Raw genomic sequence first — 26,063 nt, 5'->3', positions numbered from 1 at the left:
TGACGCACCTTGTCGGTGACATCAGAGTCATTTTTAGTTGTTGCTCAGTAGCTGACCACTTCCAGGTTGATTTCAGCGGTCACTTCGCTGTGCAACTTGACCTGAACCTTGTAACTGCCGGTCCGATGGATGTCGGGAACGCTGATGTCTCGGCGATCGACTTCCTTCTTGGTGGCCTCTTCAATCACCTCGGCCACATCACCATTGGTGACGGTGCCGAACAGCACGTCGTCCTCCCCGGTTTGCTTCTTGACCGTGAAGCGGCCGATGGTGTCGAGGGCTGTGCGGAAGGCAACAGCTTCTTCTTTGAGAGCAGCCTGGCGCTCAACCTCCTTGGCCCTGCGGTGCTCCACCTGCTTCATCACCGCAGGGGTGACAGGCACAGCTTTCCCGAAGGGCAGCAGGAAGTTGCGGGCGTATCCAGGCGCAACCTCCACCAAATCTCCATCCCGGCCGAGGCTGAGAACGTCCTCATTGAGTACGACTTGTACGCGCTTGGCCATGGGAGAACGATCCTGACGACGTCTGATTAGCGGTCGATCACTTTACGACTTCACGGGCAGGCGAATTTTGGTGGCCAGGCCCAGGGCGCGCATCAGACGGATGTGCTCCCAGGTGAGGTCGATCTGACCCGCTTGGAGGCCGTGACGCGCTGAATGGGGGAAGGCATGGTGATTGTTATGCCAGCCCTCGCCGAAGGTCAGTGCTGCAACCCACTTGTTGTTGCGGGACGCGTCGCCACTTTCAAAGGCCACGGTGCCCCAGGTGTGGGTGGCGGAATTCACCAGCCAGGTGACGTGATAGACGAGGACAAGACGGAGGGGAATGCCCCAAAGCACCAAGGCCCAGCCGCCGGCACCTGTTGCATTGCCGATCCAGAACAGCAGGCCGGCTAAGGGCAGCTGCAGAACCAGGAACCAGTTGTTCAGCCAGCGGTAGTAGGGGTCCTTGGTGAGATCGCCTGCCATGCGGGGAACGTCCTTCATCGCCGGAATTGCATTGAACATCCAGCCCATGTGGCTCCACCAGAAGCCTCGGTGGCTGTTGTGATGATCCGCATCCGTATCGGAATGCTTGTGGTGATGCCGATGCAGCCCCACCCAGTCGATGGGTCCATGCTGGCAACTCAGGGCGCCGCAGGTGGCAAAGAAGCGCTCCAGCCAGAGCGGCACTCTGAAGGAGCGGTGTGAGAGCAGTCGGTGGTAACCGAGGGTCACACCCAGGCAGGCGGTAACCCAATACAGCACCAGCAGGCTGGTGACGGCCTCCCAACTCCAGAAGCCAGGAGCGAGCGCCAGCAGCGCCAGGGCATGAATCACGATCATGAATCCGATCGTTACCCAGCTTTTTTCGGTTTTTGGAGACATCGGCGCCTTGCTGCTGGGGCGCTGGTAGGTCTTGATTGCCAGCCTTGGACCACGATGCGAAACTGATTTCCGACTGGGTGGCGAAGGCGTTCTAATCGCGCTTGGTGCCATGACTTGATCCCGGTTATCTCTGCACACTACACGTGATACGGATACGTATCAAGCAATGGACAAGGCAAGCGGTTCTGATCATGTGACCAAGGGTTACCGACAGCGTCTTGAGGAAGGGCGCCAGGCAATGGCCCATCTCATTCATGTGTGGCATGAGCGCAACGGCTGGTCGCACAAGGTGTTGCCTGCTCTGGCCGATGCGTTGGACCTCGGCCGCGTGCACAACTCCCAGATCTCCAATCTCCGTAACGGCAAGCTTTCGTCTCCGGGGCCGGAGGTTTTTCTCGCTCTCGGCCAGGCGAATGCGGTGCTGCATCAGGGCCTGGATCCGATCCGCGATCAGTTGGCGGAAGTTCACCCCGACCTGCTGCGGGTGCTGAGCGACAGTGCTGTTCCCCTGCTCGCAGCCCATGGGGAGCCCCTCGGTGCTGGAGAGCTGCTTGAAATCTTTGTCGGCCTTGGACCGTTGCCGCCAGGCTTCGATTGGCGGATTGATCAAACTGAAGCTGCTGCCTTGAGTGCAGCGATCGCCGACAGTCTTTGCCGTGGTCTGGCCTGGCGCCAGTGTCGTGATCAGGTGATGGAGGCCTATCCGGTCACCAAAAACCAGCGCCGTGATCGTTTTGCCGAAGTGATGGCTGGTTTGCGGGAATACAGCGCCGAGGAGCTCGACGGTGAGTTCCTCGATCTTCATGCCACACACATGGCTCTTGAAGGCAGCAAGGGCCAGAGCGCTGAGGCGTTTCTGGCCGAGTTGCGAATGGCTGCTCAGCCGGGATAGCGCGCCTGACGCACGCGCCGGGTTAATCCAAGCTTCTGCAGCATCCGAATGTGCATCCAAGTGATGTCGAACTCAAACCAGCGCAGACCATGTCGGGCGCTGCCCGGATGGGCGTGATGGTTGTTATGCCAACCCTCTCCGAACGACAGAACAGCCACCCACCAGCAATTGCGTGAGAGATCAGGGCAGTCGAAATTGCGATAACCAAAGGCGTGTGTTGCCGAATTCACCAGCCAGGTGACGTGATAGACGACCACTAAACGCAGAGGAATGGCCCACAGCACCAGGCCAACACCGCCTCCATGAATCTGGGCTGCATTGCCGTAGTAATAAAGCGCCAGTCCGAGCGGAATCTGCAGCACAAGGAACCAGCGATCTAGCCAGACATAGAAGGGATCTTTCAGCAGGTCGCCGCCAAATCGCTCCTTGTGCTCGAGAGCGGGGATTTCGTGCAGCATCCATTCGCTGTGGCTCCACCAAAGGCCCCGGCCTGCATCGTGATGATCATTGGATTGATCGGAGAATTTGTGGTGGTGTCGGTGCAAGGCCACCCAGTCGATGGGACCGCTTTGGGCGGCCAGGGTGCCCATGATCACCAGCACCCGTTCGAGCCAGCGGGGCACCTCAAAACTTCGGTGTGCCACCAGCCGATGCAGGCCTAGCGTCACCCCGAGCACCGTGGCCCAGTAGAGAACGGCGAGGGCCACAACTCCCTGAATGCTCCAGAACCTCGGCAGCAGAGCAATGGTGGCAAGCACGTGCATGGCCACCATGAAGGATGTGGTGCCACCTTTGAATTTGCGCTGTTTACGCGGTAGCCGTTCACGGGGCGCCATCACCGCCGCACGCATGCGCAATTCGCGGTTTGAGGTGGTAGCTGCCGGAGTGGTAGTAACCAAGAAGTTTCTCGTTGAACCAGTTCTGTTGCGGTTGACACGGCGACAGCCGAGACCAAAACAGTTGGTTGGGAATGTGAATGTAAAAGAAAACAGCAGGCTTTTCGCGGTTCTTCCATGGCACTGGCTTCAAATCGCTATGCAGAGAGCACCGGTGTACAGGGGATGAATCTCAGTGAGGCCAGGGCATTTGCCCGCAGGAAGGTCGCTGCTGTGCGCGAGCGTCAGCAGCCTCTTGCCGAACAGCGCACCGCTGCTGTGGCCGATCGTCTGCAGAAGGTGCTTGCGGCGTTTGAGGCAGAGCGGGTGGGAACCCAGCATTTCGCCTCCGTGAGCGGTTACGGGCACGGAGATCAGGGCCGAGAGGTGATCGACAGGGTGTTCGCACGCGTGCTCGGTGCGGAAGCAGCGGCTGTGCGACTTCAGTTTGTGAGCGGTACCCATGCCATTGCCGCCGCCTTGTTCGGTGTGCTCAGGCCAGGCGATCGCCTGCTTTCAATCACGGGTCGTCCTTACGACACGCTCGAAGAGGTCATCGGTCTGCGTGGAAGTGGGCAAGGATCTCTTCAAGACTTCGGCATCAACTACAAAGAGCTGCAGCTCAACGAAGCCGGGGCTGTGGATGAGCAAGCCCTGGAGCAGGCCCTTGATCAACCTCATCGCTTGATCCTGATCCAGCGCAGCTGCGGTTACAGCTGGCGCCCATCGCTCAGCGTGCAGACCATAGGCCGCCTCTGTGCTCGTATTCACGAACGGCAGCCCAATTGCGTTTGCTTCGTGGACAACTGCTATGGGGAACTGGTTGAGGCCCAGGAGCCGCCTGAGGTGGGTGCGGATCTGGTCGCGGGTTCATTGATCAAAAACCTCGGAGGAACAATCGCACCCGCTGGTGGCTACGTCGCTGGACGTGCCGATCTGGTGGAACAAGCCTGCTGTCGTCTCACTGCACCAGGGATCGGCAGCGAAGGGGGGACTGGTTTTGATCTGCACCGACTGTTGTTGCAGGGATTGTTTCTGGCTCCGCAGATGGTGGCTGAAGCCTTGATCGGGGCTGATCTCGTGGCTGGTGTGTTCGCCGATCTCGGATTTCCGGTACAGCCCGTTGCTGGCGCGTCCCGAGGTGACCTGATCCAGGCCGTACAGCTAGGGGATCCTGAGGCACTCAAGCTGATTTGCCGTGCCTTTCAGGCCTGCTCCCCGGTGGGTTCTTACCTGGACCCTGTGCCGGCAGCGATGCCCGGTTATGCCAGCGATCTGGTGATGGCCGGTGGCACTTTTATCGATGGCAGCACCAGTGAGTTCTCCGCTGACGCGCCATTGCGTGAGCCGTTCAATCTCTACGTTCAGGGCGGTACCCATCGCGCCCATGTCGAGTTAGCTCTGATCCAGGCGCTGCAAGCCCTGGCTGCGGCAGGACATCTGAATCTGGCGCAGACTGATTAAGAGACGCTGGTGCGGCCCGATGGCCTTCGATTTCCCTGCCTCCTACCGCTATGCGGACAGCCATGAATACGCTTGGCAGGACGCCGATTCGATCCGCATCGGCTTAAGTGCCTATGCCGTGGATCAACTCGGAGACATCGTTTTCGTGGATCTCCCCGAGGTGGGTTCTGATCTCAGCCATGGCAACAGTTTTGGCACTGTTGAGTCGGTCAAGGCTGTTGAAGAGATGTATGCCCCCCTGAGTGGGGAGGTTCTGCAGCGCAATGAAGCTCTGCTGGCCAATCCCGAAGAACTCCAAAAGGATCCCCACGGCGAGGGTTGGTTGCTGGTGATCCGTCCTAGCGATATGACGCAGTTTGAGCAGTTGATGGACGCTGGCACCTACGCCGCCAAGGTTGCCGCGACCTGATATCACATCGTCGCCCGGCGCAAGTTGCCTACAGTCGGCGCCTTCTGAAGCGCCACCATGACCCTGCTGGACCAGCGCATGGTGGAAACCGCTTCAGCGAAGACTCTTCCGCCCTTCGCGCAGCGCCACATCGGCCCAGGATCCACAGCCAATCAGCTGATGCTCGATCAGCTTGGTTTTGCTGATCTTGAGCGCTTTCTGCAGGCCGTCGTGCCTCCGGACATTCTCGATTCCAGTCCGCCACAGGCGCAGCTTCCGGAGGGAGTTGGAGAGGCCCAAGCTCTTTCTGAACTCCGCCAACTTGCCGGTTTGAATCGCGTGGCGCGGTCCTTGATCGGCCTCGGCTACTACGGCACCGTCACCCCCGCGTTGATCCAGCGACAGGTGTTGGAGAACCCCTCCTGGTACACGGCTTACACCCCTTATCAGGCCGAAATCGCTCAGGGACGTCTCGAGGCATTGCTCAATTTCCAGACCTTGATCAGTGAGCTGACCGGTCTGCCGATCGCCAATGCCTCACTTTTGGATGAGGCCACAGCGGCAGCGGAGGCCATGTCGATGAGCTTTGGCGTTTGTAAGCGAACTGAAGCCACCCGTTTTCTCGTTGATGCTGCCGTGTTGCCACAGACCCTGGCGGTTCTGCGCACCAGGGCCCAGCCAATCGGCGTGCAGCTCGATGTGGCTGAGCCGGATCAGTTCGCGTGGGGTGACGATGTGTTCGGAGTGTTGTTGCAGCTGCCTGGACGCTGTGGCCGGCTCTGGGACCCTCGTTCCTGTATCTCCAGGGCCCATGAGCATGGCGCTTTGGTCACGGTGGCCATTGATCCGATGGCTCAGGTGCTGCTCGAGCCGGTCGGAGCTCTCGGTGCCGATATCGCCGTGGGCAGCGCGCAGCGTTTCGGTGTGCCAATGGGTGGAGGCGGTCCCCACGCGGCATTTTTTGCCACCCGTGATGCTTACCGCCGGCAGGTCCCTGGTCGCATTGTTGGGCAATCGAAAGATGGCGAGGGCAATGTCGCTCTGCGTCTGGCGTTGCAGACCCGTGAACAGCACATCCGCCGAGACAAAGCCACCAGCAATATCTGCACGGCCCAGGTGCTGCTTGCAGTAATGGCTTCGTTCTATGCCGTTCATCATGGGCCGGAAGGTCTTGAGGCGATTGCTAGACGCCTGCTGCAGCAGCGCTGTCAGCTCGAAGAAGGACTGAGCACGCTTGGGCTCGCTTTACCGCAAGGATCTCGCTTCGACAGTGTTGATGTGGTCTGTGCTCAGGCGCCGCTCGTGCATCAGCTGGCAGCCCGAGCTGGTTTCAACCTGCGTGTCCTGCCCGATGGTGCCGCGATCGAACAGGCGCAAGGCTTCGGCATCAGCCTGGATGAGCTCAGCGATAACAAGGAGGTGTCTCTGCTTCTGTCGCTGGTGGCTGAGGCCACTGGAGGCCATTGTCCAGAACTGTCTGATATCGCCAAGCATGACGAGGCTCTGACTGGTTTGCCGCTGCGTTCCAGCCCCTGGCTGCAACAGCCAGTGTTTCATCGCTATCGCAGTGAGACCGAGTTGCTTCGCTATATCCAGCGTCTGGTCAGCAAAGACCTTTCGCTGGTGCACGGGATGATTCCCCTGGGTAGCTGCACCATGAAGCTGAATGCTGCAGCGGAGCTGGTACCGGTCAGCTGGAGGGAGTTCGGAAGCATTCACCCCTTCGCCCCCGCTGATCAGTTGAAGGGCAATCAGCGCATGGCGCAGGATCTCGAGAGCTGGTTGACTGAGCTCACCGGTTTCGCTGGCGTTTCCTTGCAGCCGAATGCAGGCTCCCAGGGGGAGTTCGCTGGTCTGCTGGTGATTCGCGCCTGGCATCAGGCTCGCGGGGAGGCTCATCGCGATATCTGTCTGATTCCCACCAGTGCCCATGGCACCAACCCAGCGAGTGCGGTGATGGCCGGCATGCGTGTGGTGCCTGTGGCCTGTGATGAGCAGGGGAATGTCGATGTCGATGATCTCCGCAGCAAGCTCTCCGAGCACGCCGAGTCCTTGGCGGCGCTGATGGTCACTTATCCCTCAACCCATGGGGTGTTCGAGACCCGAATCCGCGAGATCTGCAGCCTTGTTCATGACCATGGCGGTCAGGTGTATTTGGATGGCGCCAACCTCAATGCTCAGGTCGGTGTTTGCAGGCCAGGGGCATTTGGGGCAGATGTCTGCCATCTCAACCTGCACAAGACGTTCTGCATTCCCCATGGAGGTGGTGGCCCAGGCGTGGGTCCCATCGCTGTAGGAGAGCATCTGTTGCCATTTCTCCCTGGTCATCCCTTGACGACCAGCGGCGGTGACCAGGCCATTTCAGCGGTGTCTGCAGCCCCCTTAGGTAGTGCAAGCATCCTGCCGATCAGCTGGATGTATCTGCGTTTGATGGGTCCTGCTGGCCTGCGGCAGGCCACCGCTGTGGCATTGCTATCGGCCAATTATCTGGCGCATCGGCTGGGCTCCCACTACCCGGTGCTGTTCCGGGGAGAAGGAGGACTCGTGGCCCATGAATGCATTCTTGATCTGCGCGATCTGCGTCGGAGTGCTGGTCTCGAGGTGGATGACCTGGCGAAGCGTTTGATGGATTACGGCTTCCATGCTCCGACGGTCAGCTGGCCGGTGGCGGGCACGGTGATGGTTGAACCCACTGAAAGCGAGAGTCTTGAAGAGCTGGATCGCTTCTGTGACGCCATGATCGCGATCCGCGCTGAAGTCGCTGCGATCGAAAACGGTGTCAGCGATCGTGAGAACAATCCCCTGCGCCGCGCTCCCCACACCTTGAGCGCTGTGACGGCCGACCACTGGGATCGTCCCTATTCCCGAGAACAGGCTGCATTTCCGTTGCCGGATCAGCGGCAAAGCAAGTTCTGGCCCGCTGTGGCCAGGATCGACAACGCCTATGGCGATCGCAATCTGATCTGCACTTGCCCCAGCGTTGAAGACATGGTTGCTCTTCAGCTCACTGCGCCTAAACCCACTGCGTCTCAGTCAATGGGTTAAATTTTACCGAAATCGGAAATTAATCTTCGGTTTTTCATCGTGCAATGCGAACTTTGATCACACTGCACAGCATTCACCGTCGCAAATGGGGAATCAATGAGTCGCGACACCAAAAAACGAATTGAATCGACGGAGCAGACCTCAGACTCTCTGCAGCTTCCCGACATTCCTGATTGCTTGCAGGCTGCCCTCGGCCGTGGTCATACCTTGACCATTGAAGGCACCAATGTGTTACGGGTTCCTTTTGGAATTCGTCAAGCAAGACGCCAACGTCCCGAGCGCCCTGAGCGCTGGGCAACCCTTGTAATTCCCATTCAGTCTCAAGGATCGCCTACGCCACCACCTCAGGCGGCCTGAGTCTCAGGCGGCCTGAGGTGGTGGCGGCTGAGATCAGGCTTGTGTCCTGCTCCAGTCGCCTATCCAATAGTGCTTTCACATCCGCCAGCGAACAGGTTGGGGTGCGAAATGGCAAAAGCCTCATCGGGCTTCGTTCTGGTCTGACGAGCCAACTGTTATTGCGTTGTTGCAAGAGAACAAAGCCGCGATAGCGAAACGCGTACTGAGGATCTTGGGTCATGCCCATTCGGGGAATGGAAGTTGTTAGTGACCTCGCTATTTTAGTGCGCTAGATGTGGTGTGTGTATGAAATCCCGATTCTCTTTTGAATTGATTTCCGTTTGAGGTTCAGTGGCCAATCTTGATTCAACGCTTGTTTCTGATTCATTGGCTGCTGAATTCATTCACAGCTGCAGTGGTTTCATTTGCATGAGGCGCTGGATGAGGTCGGCAATGCTGTCATCTTTCGCTGCTTTCGAGTAATTGCTGAGCAGTTGGCGCCCCACAACTTGGGCGCCGAGATGGGTGAGCTGGATCCGAAGCGACACCAGCAGCTCCATGCCGCCGCCACCGGAGAAGCTGGCCATGGCGATCGGCCGACCGTTGAAGAGAGATCGGAAGTCATCTCCCTGAACGGACAGCCAGGCGATGGCATTGGTCAGCACCGGGGGAATCGAACCGTTGTATTCAGGTGCGCAGATCACCCATCGGGGCGCTGCCATCAGTTGTTGCTGCAAGGGCTGCACGCCATTCGGCATGCCTTGTTCCTGCGCGCGCGGTGTGAACAGGGGGAGCTCGAGTGTGGTGAGGTCGAGCAGATCAGCGCTGCTGCCCTGCGCGTGTGTCTGGTCCACGAAGCGTTGGGCCAGTTTGAGGTTCTCGCCGTTGCTGGCAGCAATCACCAGCACCTCAGGATTGTTCGCCTTGCTCATGAGCAGCGTGCACTTCAGAGGTTGAATTGTGACGACTTTTTCAGGCTGATGCTTGTTGACTGGTCGATATCACTGATCCAGTGAGCTCTTCAGTAGTTGGCGCCGCTCCGCCTGTGGTGGACGGCCGTCGAGGCTTCCTGGTCCAACAGCCCCCCGTGCTCCACCTCGGCATAGATCAACCAGTGATCTCCGCATTCCATCCGCTGGCTCACTCGACCCTCCAGCCATGCGAGCGCCTCGGGGAGCAGCGGTTGTTCATTGGGACTGGCGTCCAATTCCAGTCCGCTGAGCCGGTCGGCGCCAGGTTTGAACGGTTGTAGGAACTGTTTCATCGGTCCGCTTTCGCGCCCCTCGGCCAGCACGTTCAGCGCAAAGCGATCGCCTTTGTGCAGAAGGGCTTCCACGGCGCGGTCCTTAGCCACGGCGACCGTCAGTCCAGGGGGAGTGAAGCTGGCCTGGCTGACCCAGCTCGCCACCATGGCACCGCTGAGTTCGCCCTTGCGTGTGGTGAGGATGCAAAGGGATCCCACCACCCGACCGAGGGCCAGCACAGCTGGATCGCTCCGGCTTTCGCTCATGCTTCCGGCATGACGGCGTTGAGCGCGCTTCTCCGCCTGCAGCAGTTTGCGGGCGAAACGGGTTCCGATTTCTTCTAGCTCCTGCACCTTGGCCCGATCAGGGCTGAATTTGACCCGGATTGGGTCGAACCCGAAGCTGAAGCCGCCATCGCGCAGCTTTGTTTCCAGTAGGTCGACGGCCTCACCGCTCCAGCCAAAGCTGCCGAACACTCCCACTGGCTTGCTGCGGTCACCCTCCGCCAACAAAGTTCCAAGAGCTGAGACCACTGGGGTGGGAGCGTGTCCACCGAGGGTGGGTGAGCCGATCAAAATTCCATCCGCAGACTGGATCGCTGCAACGAGTTCCTCCGATGGTGTGAACTCGCAGTTGAGGTTGGTGACTCGGATCCCGGTGCGACTCACGCCCCGTGCCAGGGCATCGGCAATCGCAGAGGTGTTGCCGTAAGCGCTGGCGAACAGCAGAGCCACATTCAGGCTGGATTGCTGGTGGCTTTCCCCCCAGCGGCGGTAGTCATTCAGCAGGCTGCGCCAGCTGGCATCGATGGCGGGACCATGGGCCGGTGCAATCGTGCGGATGCTCAGTTCTTCCAGACGCTCCACCAGCAGGTCCACCTTGCGGGCCATCGGTGCCATCAGGCAGTCGTAAAAATGTCGACGCTCCTCTTCGGTGCTGATTCGGTTGGCTTCCGCCCAGGTGTTCGTGCAGAGGTGCGCACTGAAGAACTTGTCGCTCATCAACAGTCCCAGGCTCTCTTCGAAAGCCATCAGTCCGCCTGGCCAACGGGGCGTTGGTGCCGGTAGCAACAGCAGGCTGCGCCCATGGCTCAACTCCAGCGTCTGCTCCCTGCGGATCACTTGCAGTGGTGGGAACGGGGGCAGTGCTGGTGGTTCCTCTTCAACACCGGGGGTTGACGGTTTGCGTTGATTCCAGAGTTCTTCCAGCAGCTTGGCACCGGGATTGGATGCGATCAGTTCAAGGCCTGGATAAATCCCGGCCAGTTCCTGCAATAAGGCCACACGGTTGGGATTCACGTGCCCCACGACAATCAGCAGGGGCTGATCCGTGGCGGGCAGAGCTTCCAGCAGAGCAGGAACAAAAACGCTGCTGTAGGCCATTCCCGGTGGATGTACCAGAACAGCGGGTTGCTGAACTCCCGTTGCATCAGGTCCGGCTTCGAACAGGAAACTGTTGGCCGTGCTGCCACGCTCCAGCGCGTATTCCAGCTCGAATCGCAGCCGTTGAGGGCTTAGTCCGCGCAGGCAGACCAGACCCTGGTCGATCGGCAGGCTGATCACCTGCCGGTCAGCGGATGCCGAGCTGGCCGCGACGGTTGAAAACATCAGTAGTGAGTCTCCACTTTCTTGTCTTGCAGTGCGATCTCAAGGAGGTTTAAAACAGTTTTCAATTGAGTGATTCACCTTTCAAAATTCTTGATCAGTTGAGACGTTTACTTCATTATGGGAGATTTGGATCAGATGGTGACGTTTGAGCCTCATCAAGCTAAAGGGGGAGGTTTGTTAGTTCAGTTTTCAAGATATTATTTTAGCATGGCGTTTTTGGTGTACGTAAAATTTCCCCCAAGCTTTTTGTCTGACTTGTTTGCATTCTTTAGGTTTTTGTTTTTGAATGCGTCAATCGTGTCAATTTGCAAATTGAAATATTGCTTTCGTTTGGAGAGCATTTTTTTTGATCAAAGCCAAGGGCCAGGCTCTGTAATTACTTGGTTGATATTGCTTGTTCTCGATTTGATCTTTATCCTGCATCCCGTCGAAGTTAGATAATTAATTGCATTGAGTGTAAACAAATAGTTGCAAAAAACTCAAATGTGTAAAGTTAGAATTTTGGCTAATCTATTGGCGAATGAAAATATGCCGTATCGATAGAGTTGCTTTTGACTTTTCAAATCTTTTGGATTTTCTAAGCGAGGTAATAAAGGTAGGCCATTGAAATGTTTTAGATAAATAGGAGTTTCTGCTGCCTCGTAATGAGTTACATATGAATATCTAGTGAGTGTTTCGTTGCGCGGTTTGGATCCACCATGCCAAAGTCTTGGATGCCAAATGAATGCGGTGCCGGCTTTGCAGCTTAAATATTTTGGCCTCAGATTTAAACTCTTTATTGTTCTTTGGAGATTGTTTTCGTATTTGCAATAGGCAGCCTTGATAAGATCTTTGCTTTTTAGGCCACGGTCTCGATGTTCCGTAGGAAAATCATACTTACTAAAAGTTGGGAGAAGATGGGAATAAGGAATGTATTCAAGCGTACCATTTTCCAGGCATACATCTTCAAGTGCTATCCAGCATGCAAGCATCATGTCGTTTGGATATGTCGAAAAATGTACCGTATCCTGGTGTATTAATTGTTGAGTTGGATATTTAAATAGTAGGCTTTGAATGGGCTTTGCTTCTTCATCGAAGAATAATTTTGCGACTTCTAATATGTAATCGCTGTACGAGATATTATAGAATAAGTCATCTTTTATATTAGCAATCCTTTCTCTCGGTCCTAGATTTAACCATCTTAGAGCTTTTTGCGACTGATCTATTGTTTTTTTGTCCAGAAAGTCTTCAATGATTGAGTATCCACAATCTAAGACTTCAGAGCATACTGCTTGGATACTTTTTGTGACCATAAAATTTTTGGAAAAATTGCGAGGTGCCTGTTTGCGGTTAAGGCCTAATTGCCTAGGTTGAACCTAAGTCTTAGAGGCTTCAGGCGAGAAATATTATTTTGTTTTGTTGAATTGATATAGATAAAATAGTCTGTTGAAGGAAAAAGTGGCGGGGTTAGTAGTGATTACCCGTTTTGCGGTGATGAACGGCGGTTCGCCCGTCGATGTCTGCCACGTTTCCTTGCTCCACCAGCGCGTAGATGATCCAGTGGTCTGGTCCTTCCATCCGCTGTTCCACCCGGCAGCTCAGGTAGGCCAGCGCGTCCGTGAGCACCGGACCACCTTCAGCGGCGCCATGCAGCACGTTCACCCCTTCGAACCGATCGGCGCCGGGGGGGAAACGCTTGAGGAAATGCTGCATCAAGGGCTTGTAGCGATCCTGCCGCAGCACGTTGATTACAAAGCTGTCGCCAACCTGCATCAGGGCTTCAATCGCTCGATCCTTGGCGACGGCAACACTGAGGCCAGGCGGGCGGAAACTCGCCTGGGCGACCCAGCTGGCCACCATCGCGCCACTGCGGCGGGCGTCACCTTCGCCCTGGCTCGCCGTCACGATGTACAACCCTCCGGTGAGGCGACCCAGCGCCTTATCAAGGTTGGCATCGATGCCGCGCAGCGCTTCGATGGATTTTTTCCTGGTCAGGATCTGGCCAAGGTCGGTGCCCGATTCTTCGCAGCGCTGGTAGTCGCCGCCCTGTGGCAGCTGGCGGATGCGCAGCGGTTCAAAGGCCGGTTTCAGACCCTGATTGCGCAGTTGCTCTGCTATGGCATCGATCGGTTCGTCATTGCCACCGAAAGCGTCGTAGACCCCAACCAGTTGCTTGGGCTGAAGGGCTGCCAGCAGGGTGCCGATTGAGGCCTGCAGTTCACCATCCGGTTCCGCCGGCCAGGTGGGAACCACCACAGCCTTGGCTTCGCCGACCAGTGCGGTCAGTTCCTGCGGGTCGGTAGCCCGTAGATCCACCAGCTGAACCTGCGCATCGGCTTTACCGATGCCGTGAGCGATGGCCTGACTGAGGCGGTCCGAAAAGCCGTACTGGCTGAGGTAGCAAACGGCTGCATAGCTGTCGCCCTTGCTGCGTTGGCTGCTCCATTCCCTGTAGTCGTTCAGCCAGTGGCTGAGGTGTTGGCGCAGCAGGGGGCCGTGCCCCACCGCGACGGTGTTGATCTCCGGTAGTGCATCCATGCGCTTCAGTGCCTGCAGAACACTGCGGGCATTGGGGCCCATCAGGCAGTCGTAATAGAAGCGGAAGTCCGGTGCGATCGCACCGGGGTCCGTATCGAACAACTCCTCGGAGCAGTAATGCAGTCCGAAGGCATCACAGGTGTAAAGGATGCCGCTGCCGTGATCGAACGAGAAGATCGTGTCGGGCCAGTGCAGGTTCGGGGCACTCAGAAACTCGAAGCAATGCTGCACGCCGCTGTGAGCACTGGTGCCGAGATCTAGTTCGTCGCCGGTTTTCACCGCTCGCGACTTGAACGGGCGATGCACCTGATCTTTGAGGAACTGGATCGCCACCTTCGAACCCACGATCTCGATGTCGGGATTGAGGTCAATCAGATCGCCGATCAGGCCTGAGTGGTCTGGTTCGGTGTGACTCACGATCAGATGGTCGATCGCCTTCGGATCGATCTGTTCTTTGAGCAGTGGCACCCAGGTGTCGCGGAACTTGGCGTGGCTGGTATCGATCAAGGCGGTGCGTTCGCCTCGCACCAGAAATGCGTTGTAGGTGGTGCCGTTGCGCAGACCGAATTCAATGTCGAATCGGCTGCGTTCCCAGTCCAGGGAGCGGATGGTGGTGCTGTCTGCGGCGATCGGCTCACACTGGAGTGAGAGGCGAGGGATCACAGCAGAGGAGTTCGTGCTGTTCAGGCTTGCTGTGACCATCACCGAATCGCGCGTTGTAACCAACTTTACGGAGATCTTCAGGTCATCGGACCCGGGCTGAGAGCTCCAGCCAGGCGGGGTAACCAGTCCACCAGTCCCGGCACCGCGATGATCAGGGCCAGGACCGCAACCTGCAGACCGACAAATGGCAGGGCGCCTCGATAAATATCCCCAGTGCTCACTTCATCGGGAGCTACGCCGCGTAGGTAGAACAGCGCAAAGCCGAAGGGCGGCGTGAGGAAGGAGGTCTGCAGATTGGCGCCGATCATCACGCCAAACCAAACCAGAGCCTCGGGCCCCAGCAGCTGACGAGCGGCGGGCAGCAACAGCGGCACTGCGATGAATGCGATTTCGAAGAAATCGATGAAGAAGCCCAGCAGGAAGATGATCAGCATGCTGAACACCAGGAACCCAACTCGCCCTCCCGGCAGGTTGAGCAGCAGTTCGGAAATCAGCTGATCGCCGCCTACTCCTCGGAACACGAGGCTGAAGGCGGTGGATCCCATCAGGATGGCCATCACCATGGCGGTAGTCCGCATGGTGCTCTCGCAGACATTCGAGAGTTGTTGACGGCTAAAGCCGCCATTGAGGCCTGCCAGCACCATGGCGCCGACCGCTCCGATCACCCCCGCTTCAGTGGGGGTCGCAATGCCGAAGAAAATGCTCCCGAGCACCGCCATGATCAGAGCGATCGGTGGCAACACCGATTGCACCAATTGCAGAGGATGACTCGAGCCGGAGAGCTCGGGCTTGAGTTCGGGGGCCAGTTCCGGCTTGAGCGCACTGATCACCAGCACGTAGATGGCGAATACGGCCGACATCAGCAGGCCCGGCAGCAGTGCTCCGATGAAGAGATCGCCGACTGAAATTCCAAGCTGATCCCCCAGCACCACCAAAACAATGCTGGGGGGGATGATCTGCCCGAGCGTGCCTGACGCCACAATCACCCCTGTGGCGAGGGTTTTGTCGTATCCCGCCCGCAGCATGGCCGGCAGGGAGATCAGCCCCATGGTGGTGACGGTCGCTGCCACCACGCCGGTGGTCGCCGCCAGCAGCGAACCCACCAGAACTACGGCTAGCGCTAGACCACCGCGCAGGCGCCCTAGCAGCCGACCCATGGCTTCCAGCAGCCGTTCGGCGATGCCGGAGATCTCCAGCATCGAACCCATGAAGACAAAAGCGGGGATGGCCAACAGGGTGAAGTTGGCCATGATCCCCAGGATTCGCTGAGGCAGGGCAGTGACGAATTGTGGTTCGATCTCTCCGCTGAGCATGCCCAGCAGGGCGAAGATCACCCCAATTCCACCAAGACAGAATGCGACGGGAAATCCGCTCAGCAGCGCCACGATCAGCGCCAAAAACATCCCGGGAGCCAGCACTGCTGAAGGGTCAAAGCTGATTACCCAGCCCAGAGCTTCGATCTCGATCACAGCGTGGGGCCTCCCTCCTGGTGCTGCTCAACGGCAGCTTGAGTTGCTTCGGGGTTGCTGAGCGACAGCCGCAGCCGTAGTGCTTCGGCGATCCCCTGCAGCCCCAGCAACAGAAAGCCAAGGGGAATGAGCGATTTCACCCAGGTCCGTGGCAGCCCGCCAGGGTCGGGCGACATCTCGGCGATGCTCCAGGAACGCAGTGCCGGTGCGATCGAGATCGCCATCACCCCGAAGGCGAAGGGCAGCAACAGCAGCAGGATGCTGTTCAGTTCCTGACGGTTGCGGCGGCGTGGTGACCAGCGGCTCTGCAGCACATCCACACGCACATGACCCTTTTTTTGCAGGGTCCAGCCAAGGCCCAGCAGAAAGATCAGATCGAAGAGGTACCACTGGGCTTCGATCAGCCCATTGGAGCTGAGATTGATCCCGACAGCAGAACCCAGATAGCGCCCCACAACATTCCAGATTCCGATCGCCAGCATCAGCAGCACGGACCAGCGCGCCAGCCAGGCGGCCGCGGCATTGAGGCGATCGAACAGGCGCACCACGCCGGAGAGAGGTTCGCTCATCCCGCAGCTCCCTCGATGCTGGTGTTGAACGTCGCCAGAGGCAGTTCATTGATGCGATTCCAGTTCAGGGTTTCCTTCTGGAAGAGGCGCCAGCGTTCCAGAAGGTCCCTGAAGTTGGCATCGTCAGCCGCCAGATCTGCAAACAACACGCCGGTGGCTTCCTTGGCCGCTTCGAGGATGTCGTTGCTGTAGGCCTCAAGTTTGATTCCCTGTCGCCGCAGTCTCAGCAGCGCCTCGCTGTTGCGTTGTTCGTATTTGCTGAGCATGCCCATATTCGCCTGGTAACAGGCTGTGCTGAACATGGCCTGATACTCCTCCGGCAGTTTGTCCCAGGCACTGCGGTTGACTAACGCGGTCAGGCTGGGCCCGGGTTCCCACCAGCCTGGGTAGTAGTACTTCGCTGCTTTTGGCAGGCCGAGTTTCTCGTCGTCATAGGGGCCTGTGAACTCCGCGGCGTCAATGGCTCCCCGCTCCAGTGCGAGATAGATCTCGCCGCCTGGCAAGACCTGCACGTTCACCCCCAGGCTGGCCATCACCTTGCCTCCCAGCCCTGGGATGCGCATCTTCAGGCCCTTGAGGGACGCCAGATTGTCGACAGGTCGCTTAAACCAGCCGCCGAGTTGACCGCCAGTATTTCCGGCAGGGAAGCTTTTGGCGCCGAAATCAGCAAACAAGGCATCCATCGCCTCATTTCCGCCCCCCTGATAAAGCCAGGCATTCTGTTGCTGAGCCGTGAGCCCGAAGGGCACGGCAGTGCCAAAGGCGAACGCGGGATTCTTGCCCACGTAGTAGTAACTGGCCGTATGGCCGCATTCCACGGAGCCGGCTTGAACGGCATCCAGCACTTCAAGCCCTGGAACGATTTCACCGGCGGCAAACGGTTCGATGGTGAAGCCTCCGCCACTCATCACTTTCACCTGTTCGCAAATGGTTTCGGCTCCTCCGTAAATCGTGTCGAGCGAGACCGGCCAGCTTGTTGCCATCCGCCAGCGCACCTGGGGAAGGCCACTGCTGCGACCAGTTTCAGCACGACGAATCGTGCAGGCGCTCAGTGCTCCGGCTCCGGCTGCAGCGGCGAGCGCTTGCCCACTGGTCCGGAGCAGCTGCCGACGTTGCATGACGTGCTCCTGGGTAGGTCGCCTGGGAGACGACGCTGTCTGGGCAAGATTATCGATTGCTCCGGGTTTGATCCTGGTTTCGCAATCAAAAAAAGCCCCCTGCGTTGGCAGAGGGCTGAACCGTTCTCTTTTGGTTGAGGCTCAATGCGCTGCTCTCAGCTTTCCACCTTCACCGACACGGTGGTGCGGTTGTCCGTTTTGGGAGCCTCGATGGTGAGGATGCCGTCGCGGTAGCTGGCACGCAGCGCATCGCGGTCGAGAGAATGGGCGAAGCGAAAACTGCGACTCCAGTTGCCGTAGCGAAACTCGCTGAGCAGGGTGTGATCTGCCGACGCCTCGGCCTCACCGGCTGCATTGGCCTGAGGATTCAGACGCTCAGCGCTGACGCTGAGACTGCGGTCGCTGGCTTTCACGTCGATGCTGTCGTGAACCACCCCGGGCAGTTCCAGGTGAATGGAGTAGTGATTCTCCGTTTCGTAAATTTCAGCGGCTGGCACACGTTCGACCTGTGAAAGTTGCTGGTCGAGACGTTCAAACAGATCAAACGGTGATTGACGAAGGGTGATCATGGGTAACTCCTGAAGAGTGATGTTGATGGGGTGTTGACATCACCCACAACGCCAATATGTGCGGTCTGATTGACTCTGAGCAGGGGGACAACCGCCCAATTCTGTTCGGTCTAGACCACCGGATTCGGTTGTTACGAAAGCTTTGTCGCAACAACCGAACATCACCGCAGGTCACTCAGAGCCAATACCAATTGGAAAACGCTGCCGCTTGCCCGCAGTGGCGTCCTTTGTCATCCCAGAGGGTCCAGATTCTTGCGTTGTTGATCATGAATCGTTGACCGGTTCGTGACACCCGCACGCCGCTATAGCCCTCGAAAGCATCCTCACTCTGCGCCCGTTGAAGGGCAGAAGCTCGTTGCTCACGCGCTCCTTCCTCGGCCGTGTAACGGGAGGGCATGCCAATCATCTGTTGCCAAGACCGCTCCCAGAGACGCAGAGCGGTGGCATTGGCATAAATCAGGAGGGGATCACGGCTGTTGTCATGAGCGAGTACAGCGATGGCGCTGCTGAACAGGTCCGTTGCCTGGTCTCCACTGGTCAGCAGCGGCCGCCTAAAGGCCCTTTGGTGAGAGAGCATCAGCCTGGAGGACAGGCACTGGGATTGACGCGTTTGCCAGGGCGCTGATTCAGCCACCGGCCGCCATGGCTTCCAGCATGGCTCGCTGCGCAAGAGCCTGACCTTGATCACGCAGGTGCTGCAGAAAGCGAGGTCTTGATTCCGGGAAGCGTGGCTCCTCAGCCAGGGGAAGATCGCCTGCCGCATCAAGGCCTGTGTCTCCTTCCATTGCTGGGGTGATCACCACCAGATCTCCGTCCAGGTTGGCTTCATAACGCCACCAGAGCGTGGGGTCCAGAACCGCTGGATGCGGCGGTGTGATGGTGTCGTCGGGGTTCGACCCGTCGCTATCCGCGGATGGCCTTGATTTGCGCTGAGTCTTGGCTTGTGCAGCCCTGACCTGCAGAGCTTTGAGCCGATGTTCTGCGAGGTTTTCTAGCAGCTTCGTTCGTGTGCGACCCCTGAGCTGAAACAGCACGAACGGGTCTTCACTGAAGCGTTCTCCCATGAGGAAATACACCGCGCTGATGTGCTTACAGGGATTGGCCTTGTCCGGACAGTTGCATTCACTGCGCACCTCCTGCAGCTTGAAGGGGAACAGCCGGCGGCCACTGGCTGCAAAGGCTCGTTCGATGTCCGCCGGCATGATTCCAGCCAGGAGCTGTGCCGACCAGCGGGCCTTTTGCGTGAGAGCTTCCAGTACGAAGCCCCAGTCCTCATCGCTCAGCACATCCAGCCAGAGCTTCACTTTGTAAGGGTCTTCATCGGTTCCCTGAACACGGGCATGCACCCGTCGACCTTCGAAGCGAATTGACGTTACGTGACCTTCTCGGGCGTAGGTCCAGGCCCGTTCAAGGCGTTTTTTGAAGCGGTAGGAGTTGATCAGCTCCATCCACTGTTCAACCCACCAAGGTTGTTGCCCGAGCCCTTCGTCACTCAGTGAGGTGTTGATGCCGCTGCTGTTAGGGGTGATGGTCATTGCGTCAGGAGGGATTGTCTTCAAGGCTCACCAGCTCCTTGAGCTGGCCCATTTCGAGTCCTCCGAGCCATTCCTCGCCGGAGCCCACGATGTCTTCCGCCAGTCTGGACTTCTCGCGGATCATGCGGTCAATCTTTTCTTCCACCGAGCCACTGGTGATGAACTTGTGCACCATCACCCGGTTGGTCTGTCCGATGCGATAAGCCCTGTCTGTGGCTTGGTTCTCCACGGCTGGGTTCCACCATCGATCGATGTGGAACACATGGCTTGCACGGGTGAGGTTGAGGCCCACGCCACCGGCCTTGAGTGAGAGCAGGAATAGCTGTGGTCCGCGGGGATCTTCCTGAAAGCGATCGACCATGGCCTGCCGCTCCGTTTTGCTGGTGCTGCCGCTGAGGAAGGGCACCTCGCTGCGCCAGCGACGTTGCAGATACTCCCTCAGCAACGTTCCCCATTCCGCAAACTGGGTAAAGAGCAGAGCGCGGTCGCCGGCCTCGATCACTTCCTCCAGGATCTCTTCGAGCCGTTGCAGCTTTGCGGAACGCTGCAGGAAATCCTCGCTGGCGTCCTTCTCCTTCAGAGCGAGGGCGGGATGGTTGCAGATCTGTTTGAGGCGGGTCAGCAGTCCCAGGACCTGTCCGTGGCGTTTACCCCTCGGAGCACGGGCGATGGCGTCAAGGGTGTCCTCGACAGTCTTGGCATAGAGAGATTTCTGTTCCTTGCTGAGCCCGACCCATTCGCTGAGTTCCACCTTCTCCGGCAGATCAGAGATGATCGCCTTGTCGGTCTTCAAGCGCCTGAGGATGAAGGGTCCCACCCGCGACTTGAGATCACGCAGAGATGACATGTCGCCGTAGCGCTCGATTGGCATTCGATAGCGCTGGCGGAAGAATTCCTCCTCACCCAGAACTCTGGGGTTGAGGAAATCCATCAGTGCCCACAATTCACTCACCCTGTTCTCCACCGGCGTACCGGTGAGGGCGATGCGGAAGCGGGTGCCCTTGTGGGTGCGGGCCAGATCGCGCGTGGCTTGGCTCTGTTTGGCAGAGGGATTCTTGATGGCCTGCGCCTCGTCGATCACCGTTCCCTGCCAGTCGAAACTCTCCAGCAGCTCAATGTCCCGCTGCACCAGTCCATAACTGGTGAGAACCAGGTCAACATCCTTCAGAGTTTTTTTAAGAGCAGCCAGAGTGGTGGGCCGTTTGGGGCCGTAGTGCTCATGCACATTGAGCTCAGGCGTGAAGGCTGCTGCCTCCCGTTTCCAGTTGGTCAGCACTGATGTGGGGGGCACCAGCAGCACTGGTTTTTTCAGTTCCTGTTCCACCTTGAGGTGTTGCAGGAAGGCGAGGAGCTGGATTGTTTTGCCCAGCCCCATGTCATCGGCCAGACAGGCACCCTGGTCGAATCGGTGCAGGAAGGCGAGCCAGCCCAGCCCACGTTCCTGATAAGGCCGTAGTTGCCCACAGAAACCTTCAGGTGCTGGCAGTGGATCCGGTGATTTCTGCTGGTGGTACTGCTCAAGGACCCCCTGAAGCCGGGGTCCGGCATCGAAGGCGTGCACGGGCAGACGCATCAGCGTGTCGCCCTCGGTGGCGGTCAGCCGTAGGGCATCGTCGAGGCTGAGCTCTGGATTGGCGCTGCAGAAGCGTTCAGCGTTCTTGAGGTCATTGGGCCGAAGTTCGATCCATGCTCCCTTGTGACGCACCAGCGGGCTGCGCTTACCACTCAGACGTTCCAGTTCGCGCAGGGTGAGCGTCACGCCGCCGATCATCAGTTCCCAGCTCCAGTCGAGGCTCTCACCCAGGGTGAAGCCGCGCGAACGTTCGAGGAGTTCCGCTTTGATCGCCAACCCCAGTCGGCTGGCCAGCCCACCTGAAAGGCTCGGCGGCAGATCGACTCCCACTCCCACATCACGAAGTTGGCGTGCTGCCGTGCGCACCAACACGAAGGCTTCGGCAGGGGTGAGCTGCATCGCTTCCGGTGTTGCGCTTTCTAGGCCCCGCTCGATCGGTGCGAACACCGTCAAAGCCCGGCCCATGCCTTCCAGAAGCACTTCGCTCGGATGCTCCACGGGAATCTCTCCCAGCTGAAGACCCCGGGGGCCTGCAGCCCATGCAGCACTGGCCGGAAGTTTCAGTGTGGGGTCCGACTCCGCCTGCAGGAAGAAGCGCAGGGGCCAGAGTTCCTCACCCTCGGACGGCGTGGCCAGTTCAAGGCAGGCTCGTGCTGGAGCGACATTGCCGGCCACGCCCTCTCGCCAGTGGTGGCTTGCGGTGGCCAGACGCTCGGCATCCTCATCATTGAGGTTGATCACGCCGGTTTCTGAGCTGAGAGCGTCTTCCCAGGCGTAGAGCAGTGGGTCCAGGCCGTCCTGATCAGGGCTGAAACCTTTGCGCAGTTGAGCATCCAGCAGGTCTTCCAGCAGGGTGGCCACGCGCAGTCGGCCGCTGCGGGGTCGACAGCAGGCCACGGGATTGGCCGCTCGCATCGCCTCCGGACGCAGCCGTGTCATTCGGTTGCTGCGTCGGCCGGTCGGTTCACGCCAGGGCAGGGCGCAGGTGGCAACTAGGGGCAGGCCTGCTGCCAGATCCTCCAGGCGGCGACGGTCTTCCTCTCGATTGAGCAGGGGCACCCAGCGAGCTCGGTGGGGGTAGCCCTCTCCTTTGCTCAGTTCCACCTGGGGCAGCCAACGACCTCGTGCCACCAGGCTCAGGGCCCAGCGCTGCATGTGGCTCCACCAGCGCAGCTCATCAGCCAGATCCGGATGACGACCTGAAAGCGGCAGCTTGGCCAGCCACTCGGTGGCGGCCATTGGTTCGATGGCCAGGCCCTGAACCTGCCAGGGCCACCATTCAGTGGTTTTTGGAATCGGTTCACCGGCTTGGAGCGGTAGACCGCACCACGGCGGATCGTCCTCGGAGGGCGTTTCGGCTGGGGCAGAGCGTTTGCGTTTCGCTTTGACGCTGCGACTGGGCAGTGTGAGACAGGCCGTGGCGTCGATGATTCCATCCGGCAGCAGGTCACGAGCCGTGAGCAGGGCCCGAAGCTCCTCGGGGCTGAGGGCGAAGGGATGAATTGCTGGGGTGGCGCCTGGTCCCATCGGCTCGGCCACACGCCAGGTGTCAGCCCACACGAGTAGAGCAGCTCGACCGGAGCTGCTGGGAGTACGAATGGCCGGAAGCCAGGTGGCGTGCAGCAGGCTCATGGCCGCGACGCAGACAACATGCGTTGGGTTCCGTGTAACAAGAGCGAACTGCCGATCAACGGCAACCACCCCAGAACGAGATCCTTCCCTAATGATGCCAGGGAATCAGCATCTGCCCAAGGGGCTGGCAAGCACATGCCCAAACTGCGTATCCCGCAGACGGCCCCCACCAGCCCAGCCTGGAGGTGTGAGTCCTCAGGATCCACACGGACAAGATGGAATGCCAGCAGTCCGTAGAACAGTCCGCATCCGGTGGATCGCACCGTCTGATCCACTCCGAAGGGAAGGCTGAGCAGCCCTGCCGCGAATCCTGCGATCAGGGCCCAGCTCAGGGAGCGCAGTCTCAACGCTGCGCGACTCTGCTCGGCGGTGCTATCGGCCAACGTTGGTGGCAGCTCAAAGGCGATCATGGCGGGAGGACCTGCTGTTCAAGCCCGAATCCGCCATGGCTGTTGCACGATCGTCGCGAAACGAAGCAGCTGGTCCCCGCACTGGTGCGGAGATCCGTGAAGCGTTCCTCGCGTTCTATGAGCAGCGTGGTCATCGGCGGATGCCCAGTGCATCACTCGTGCCCGAGGACCCCACGGTTCTGCTCACGATCGCAGGAATGTTGCCGTTCAAGCCGATCTTTCTCGGACAGCAGCAACGGCCTGCCCCCTGTGCGACCAGCAGCCAGAAGTGCATTCGCACCAACGACATCGAAAACGTGGGTCGCACCGCCCGGCACCACACTTTCTTCGAGATGCTGGGCAATTTTTCTTTCGGGGACTATTTCAAGCAACAGGCGATTGAGTGGGCCTGGGAGCTGAGCACAGTCGTCTACGGCTTAGATCCGAAGAATCTGGTGGTGAGCGTCTTCCGAGAAGATGATGAAGCCGAGCAGATCTGGCGTGATGTTGTCGGTGTCAATCCAAAGCGGATCATCCGCATGGATGAAGCCGACAACTTCTGGGCTTCAGGCCCAACAGGACCCTGTGGTCCTTGCTCGGAGATCTATTACGACTTCAAGCCAGAACTCGGTGACGAAGGAATTGACCTTGAAGACGACGACCGTTTCATCGAGTTTTACAACCTCGTTTTCATGCAGTCGAATCGCGATGCGGAGGGCACTCTCACACCGCTGGCGAATCGCAACATCGATACGGGGATGGGTCTTGAGCGTATGGCTCAGATATTGCAGAAGGTTCCCAATAACTACGAAACCGATCTGATTTTTCCTCTGATCAAAGCGGCGGCTGATCTGGCTCATGTCGACTATCAAACGCTGGATGACAAGCGTCAGACGTCGCTGAAGGTGATCGGCGATCACAGTCGCGCCGTGACGCAATTGATCAGCGATGGAGTCACGGCAAGCAATCTGGGCCGCGGCTACATCCTTCGCCGGTTGCTGCGTCGGGTGGTGCGGCATGGACGTTTGCTGGGCATCGACAAGCCGTTCCTCAAGACCATGGGTGAGGCGGCCATTGCACTGATGCAGGCGGTGCATCCTCAGTTGATTGAGCGCAAGGAGGTGATCCTGGCGGAACTGCAACGCGAGGAAGCCCGGTTCCTGGAGACCCTGGAACGGGGAGAGAAACTGCTTGCGGATGTGCTGGCAGCTCAGCCCAAGCAGATCAGCGGGGCCCAGGCCTTCGAGCTCTATGACACCTACGGATTTCCGCTGGAGCTCACGCAGGAAATTGCCGAAGAGCATGGTCTGCCCGTTGATCTGGCTGGATTTGAAGTGGCGATGCAGCAACAGCGTCAGCGCGCCAAAGCCGCTGCTGTGAGCATTGACCTCACATTGCAGGACGCCATTGATCAGGTGGCCTCAGGGATTGATGAAACCGATTTCCGTGGTTACGAGCAGCTGGAGCAGAGCAGCAGTGTGCAGGCACTTGTGGTGAATGGGGACCCCGCTCAACAAGCCATTGCCGGTGATGCTGTGCAGGTGGTGCTGGACACCACTCCCTTCTACGGCGAAGGGGGCGGCCAGGTGGGTGATCGCGGCACACTCGCCGGTGAAGGCCATGACGGCGATGGCCTGATTGTCAGCGTGGACTCCGTGAGCCGGAACCGCAGTGTGTTTGTGCACAGCGGCCGTGTTGAGCGCGGCACGCTGGTGGTGGGCGATGTCGTGCAGGGTCGTGTGGATCGGACCTGCCGTCGCCGTGCCCAGGCCAATCACACCGCGACGCATTTGTTGCAGTCGGCCTTGAAACAGGTGGTGGATCCAGGCATTGGTCAGGCCGGATCACTGGTGAACTTCGATCGTTTGCGTTTCGACTTCCATTGCCCGCGGTCAGTGAGCTTCGAGGAGCTGGAGCGTATTGAGATTCTGATCAACAGCTGGATCGCCGATGCCCATGAGCTCCAGGTGCAGGAGATGGCGATCGAGAAGGCCAAGGCCGCTGGAGCAGTAGCCATGTTCGGTGAGAAATACGCCGATGTGGTGCGTGTTGTCGACGTGCCTGGTGTGTCGATGGAACTTTGCGGTGGCACCCATGTGGCCAACACCGCTGAGATTGGTTTGTTCAAGATTGTCAGCGAAAGTGGAGTGGCAGCGGGCATCCGTCGCATCGAAGCTGTGGCAGGCCCTGCTGTGCTCGCCTATCTCAATGAACGCGATGTTGTGGTCAGGCAGCTGGGAGAGCGCTTCAAAGCCCAGCCCGGCGAGATCGTGGACAGGGTGAGCGCTCTTCAAGACGAATTGAAGACCACGAGCAAGGCGCTGCAGGCTGTGCAGGCTGAGTTGGCGGTTGCCAAATCAGCGGCCCTGGCCTCCAAGGCGGTTGCTGTTGGCGACTTTCAGCTGCTGGTTGAGCGTCTTGATGGTGTGGATGGCAGCGGTCTGCAAGGCGCTGCTCAGAACCTGAGCGATCAGCTGGGTGAGGCCGGTGCGGTGGTGATCGGTGGACTACCGGATCCAGCTGATCAAGGCAAGGTGATTCTGGTGGCAGCCTTCGGCAAAGCTGTGATCGCCAACGGCCAGCAAGCGGGCAAGTTCATCGGCGGGATCGCCAAGCGCTGCGGTGGCGGTGGTGGTGGCCGCCCGAATCTGGCTCAGGCTGGAGGTCGTGATGGTGCTGCTCTCGATGGAGCCTTGGATGCTGCAAGGCAGGAGTTGGGGGCAACACTTCAATCAGACGCTCGGGGCTGAGATTGCTGGCTTGGACAGCAAAGTATCAAATAGTTCTTTGATCTGTCTTACGACATCATGA

Annotated in this window: 22 protein-coding genes; 6 read left to right on the top strand and 16 right to left on the bottom strand. The window is 58.7% G+C overall.

What is annotated here, in order from left to right:
* Positions 1-44: 44 nt before the first annotated feature.
* Together rplI and SynBIOSU31_RS13930 are read right to left on the bottom strand one after the other, a co-directional pair.
* Complete coding sequence (rplI, locus tag SynBIOSU31_RS13935) at positions 45-503, bottom strand: 50S ribosomal protein L9 (protein ID WP_186490976.1); 459 nt, start codon at positions 501-503, stop codon at positions 45-47.
* A gap of 42 nt (positions 504-545) precedes the next feature.
* Positions 546-1,367, bottom strand: a complete 822-nt coding sequence (locus SynBIOSU31_RS13930) for an acyl-CoA desaturase (RefSeq protein WP_370593636.1) — start codon at positions 1,365-1,367, stop codon at positions 546-548.
* A 166-nt stretch (positions 1,368-1,533) separates the two neighbouring features.
* On the opposite strand from SynBIOSU31_RS13930, the gene SynBIOSU31_RS13925 reads away from it, so the two are divergent.
* Positions 1,534-2,259 carry a hypothetical protein gene (locus SynBIOSU31_RS13925; protein WP_186490972.1) on the top strand — a complete coding sequence of 242 codons (726 nt, stop codon included), beginning with the start codon at positions 1,534-1,536 and terminating at the stop codon, positions 2,257-2,259.
* Here the strand turns inward: SynBIOSU31_RS13925 and SynBIOSU31_RS13920 are convergent.
* The gene (locus SynBIOSU31_RS13920) at positions 2,247-3,110 is read right to left on the bottom strand and encodes an acyl-CoA desaturase (protein ID WP_370593721.1); all 864 of its coding nucleotides are present in this window, start codon (positions 3,108-3,110) and stop codon (positions 2,247-2,249) included. The genes SynBIOSU31_RS13925 and SynBIOSU31_RS13920 overlap by 13 nt on opposite strands.
* Before the next feature lie 210 nt (positions 3,111-3,320).
* On the opposite strand from SynBIOSU31_RS13920, the gene SynBIOSU31_RS13915 reads away from it, so the two are divergent.
* From SynBIOSU31_RS13915 to SynBIOSU31_RS13900, 4 genes are all read left to right on the top strand, one after another.
* The gene (locus SynBIOSU31_RS13915) at positions 3,321-4,598 is read left to right on the top strand and encodes a methionine gamma-lyase family protein (protein WP_186493126.1); all 1,278 of its coding nucleotides are present in this window, start codon (positions 3,321-3,323) and stop codon (positions 4,596-4,598) included.
* A gap of 19 nt (positions 4,599-4,617) precedes the next feature.
* Positions 4,618-5,007, top strand: a complete 390-nt coding sequence (gcvH, locus tag SynBIOSU31_RS13910) for a glycine cleavage system protein GcvH (protein ID WP_186490968.1) — start codon at positions 4,618-4,620, stop codon at positions 5,005-5,007.
* 57 nt (positions 5,008-5,064) lie between these two features.
* Complete coding sequence (gene gcvP, locus SynBIOSU31_RS13905; protein WP_186490966.1) at positions 5,065-8,031, top strand: aminomethyl-transferring glycine dehydrogenase; 2,967 nt, start codon at positions 5,065-5,067, stop codon at positions 8,029-8,031.
* Between the two features lie 96 nt (positions 8,032-8,127).
* Positions 8,128-8,388, top strand: coding sequence for a hypothetical protein (locus SynBIOSU31_RS13900; protein ID WP_186490964.1), 261 nt, complete (start codon positions 8,128-8,130; stop codon positions 8,386-8,388).
* Here SynBIOSU31_RS13900 and SynBIOSU31_RS13895 read toward each other — a convergent pair.
* From SynBIOSU31_RS13895 to SynBIOSU31_RS13835, 13 genes are all read right to left on the bottom strand, one after another.
* A complete protein-coding gene (locus SynBIOSU31_RS13895; RefSeq protein ID WP_186490962.1) occupies positions 8,363-8,614 on the bottom strand; it encodes a hypothetical protein in 252 nt (83 codons plus the stop codon). The genes SynBIOSU31_RS13900 and SynBIOSU31_RS13895 overlap by 26 nt on opposite strands.
* Positions 8,615-8,771: 157 nt before the next feature.
* A complete protein-coding gene (locus SynBIOSU31_RS13890) occupies positions 8,772-9,299 on the bottom strand; it encodes an NADPH-dependent FMN reductase (protein WP_186490960.1) in 528 nt (175 codons plus the stop codon).
* A gap of 89 nt (positions 9,300-9,388) precedes the next feature.
* A complete protein-coding gene (locus SynBIOSU31_RS13885; protein WP_186490958.1) occupies positions 9,389-11,218 on the bottom strand; it encodes a diflavin flavoprotein in 1,830 nt (609 codons plus the stop codon).
* A 479-nt stretch (positions 11,219-11,697) separates the two neighbouring features.
* Positions 11,698-12,510: a phytanoyl-CoA dioxygenase family protein gene (locus SynBIOSU31_RS13880; protein ID WP_186490956.1), complete on the bottom strand. Its 813-nt coding sequence runs from the start codon at positions 12,508-12,510 to the stop codon at positions 11,698-11,700.
* A 154-nt stretch (positions 12,511-12,664) separates the two neighbouring features.
* Positions 12,665-14,437 (bottom strand): diflavin flavoprotein, encoded by a 1,773-nt coding sequence (locus SynBIOSU31_RS13875; protein ID WP_186493125.1) that lies wholly within the window; start codon positions 14,435-14,437, stop codon positions 12,665-12,667.
* Positions 14,438-14,475: 38 nt separating this feature from the next.
* Positions 14,476-15,867 (bottom strand): TRAP transporter large permease, encoded by a 1,392-nt coding sequence (locus SynBIOSU31_RS13870; RefSeq protein ID WP_186490950.1) that lies wholly within the window; start codon positions 15,865-15,867, stop codon positions 14,476-14,478.
* A complete protein-coding gene (locus SynBIOSU31_RS13865) occupies positions 15,864-16,436 on the bottom strand; it encodes a TRAP transporter small permease subunit (RefSeq protein ID WP_186490948.1) in 573 nt (190 codons plus the stop codon). Before SynBIOSU31_RS13865 ends, SynBIOSU31_RS13870 begins: the two co-directional genes overlap by 4 nt.
* Positions 16,433-17,554, bottom strand: a complete 1,122-nt coding sequence (locus SynBIOSU31_RS13860) for a TRAP transporter substrate-binding protein (RefSeq protein ID WP_186490942.1) — start codon at positions 17,552-17,554, stop codon at positions 16,433-16,435. The genes SynBIOSU31_RS13865 and SynBIOSU31_RS13860 overlap by 4 nt, the downstream gene beginning before the upstream one ends.
* Before the next feature lie 155 nt (positions 17,555-17,709).
* Entirely contained in the window at positions 17,710-18,123 is a 414-nt protein-coding gene (locus tag SynBIOSU31_RS13855) for an Hsp20/alpha crystallin family protein (protein WP_186490941.1), read from the bottom strand.
* 175 nt (positions 18,124-18,298) lie between these two features.
* Positions 18,299-18,700, bottom strand: coding sequence for an MEKHLA domain-containing protein (locus tag SynBIOSU31_RS13850; RefSeq protein WP_186490940.1), 402 nt, complete (start codon positions 18,698-18,700; stop codon positions 18,299-18,301).
* Positions 18,701-18,749: 49 nt separating this feature from the next.
* Positions 18,750-19,658: an SWIM zinc finger family protein gene (locus SynBIOSU31_RS13845; RefSeq protein WP_186490939.1), complete on the bottom strand. Its 909-nt coding sequence runs from the start codon at positions 19,656-19,658 to the stop codon at positions 18,750-18,752.
* 4 nt (positions 19,659-19,662) lie between these two features.
* Entirely contained in the window at positions 19,663-22,863 is a 3,201-nt protein-coding gene (locus SynBIOSU31_RS13840; protein ID WP_186490937.1) for a DEAD/DEAH box helicase, read from the bottom strand.
* Entirely contained in the window at positions 22,860-23,273 is a 414-nt protein-coding gene (locus SynBIOSU31_RS13835; RefSeq protein WP_186490935.1) for a hypothetical protein, read from the bottom strand. Before SynBIOSU31_RS13835 ends, SynBIOSU31_RS13840 begins: the two co-directional genes overlap by 4 nt.
* Before the next feature lie 35 nt (positions 23,274-23,308).
* Between SynBIOSU31_RS13835 and alaS the strand changes: the two genes are divergently transcribed.
* Complete coding sequence (gene alaS / locus SynBIOSU31_RS13830) at positions 23,309-26,002, top strand: alanine--tRNA ligase (RefSeq protein ID WP_186490934.1); 2,694 nt, start codon at positions 23,309-23,311, stop codon at positions 26,000-26,002.
* The last annotated feature ends 61 nt before the right edge of the window (positions 26,003-26,063 follow it).

This window comes from Synechococcus sp. BIOS-U3-1 (assembly GCF_014279975.1).
Lineage (GTDB): Bacteria > Cyanobacteriota > Cyanobacteriia > PCC-6307 > Cyanobiaceae > Synechococcus_C.
Note: the sequence above shows the minus strand (reverse complement) of the source record. Positions and strands in the feature narration are given on the sequence as shown.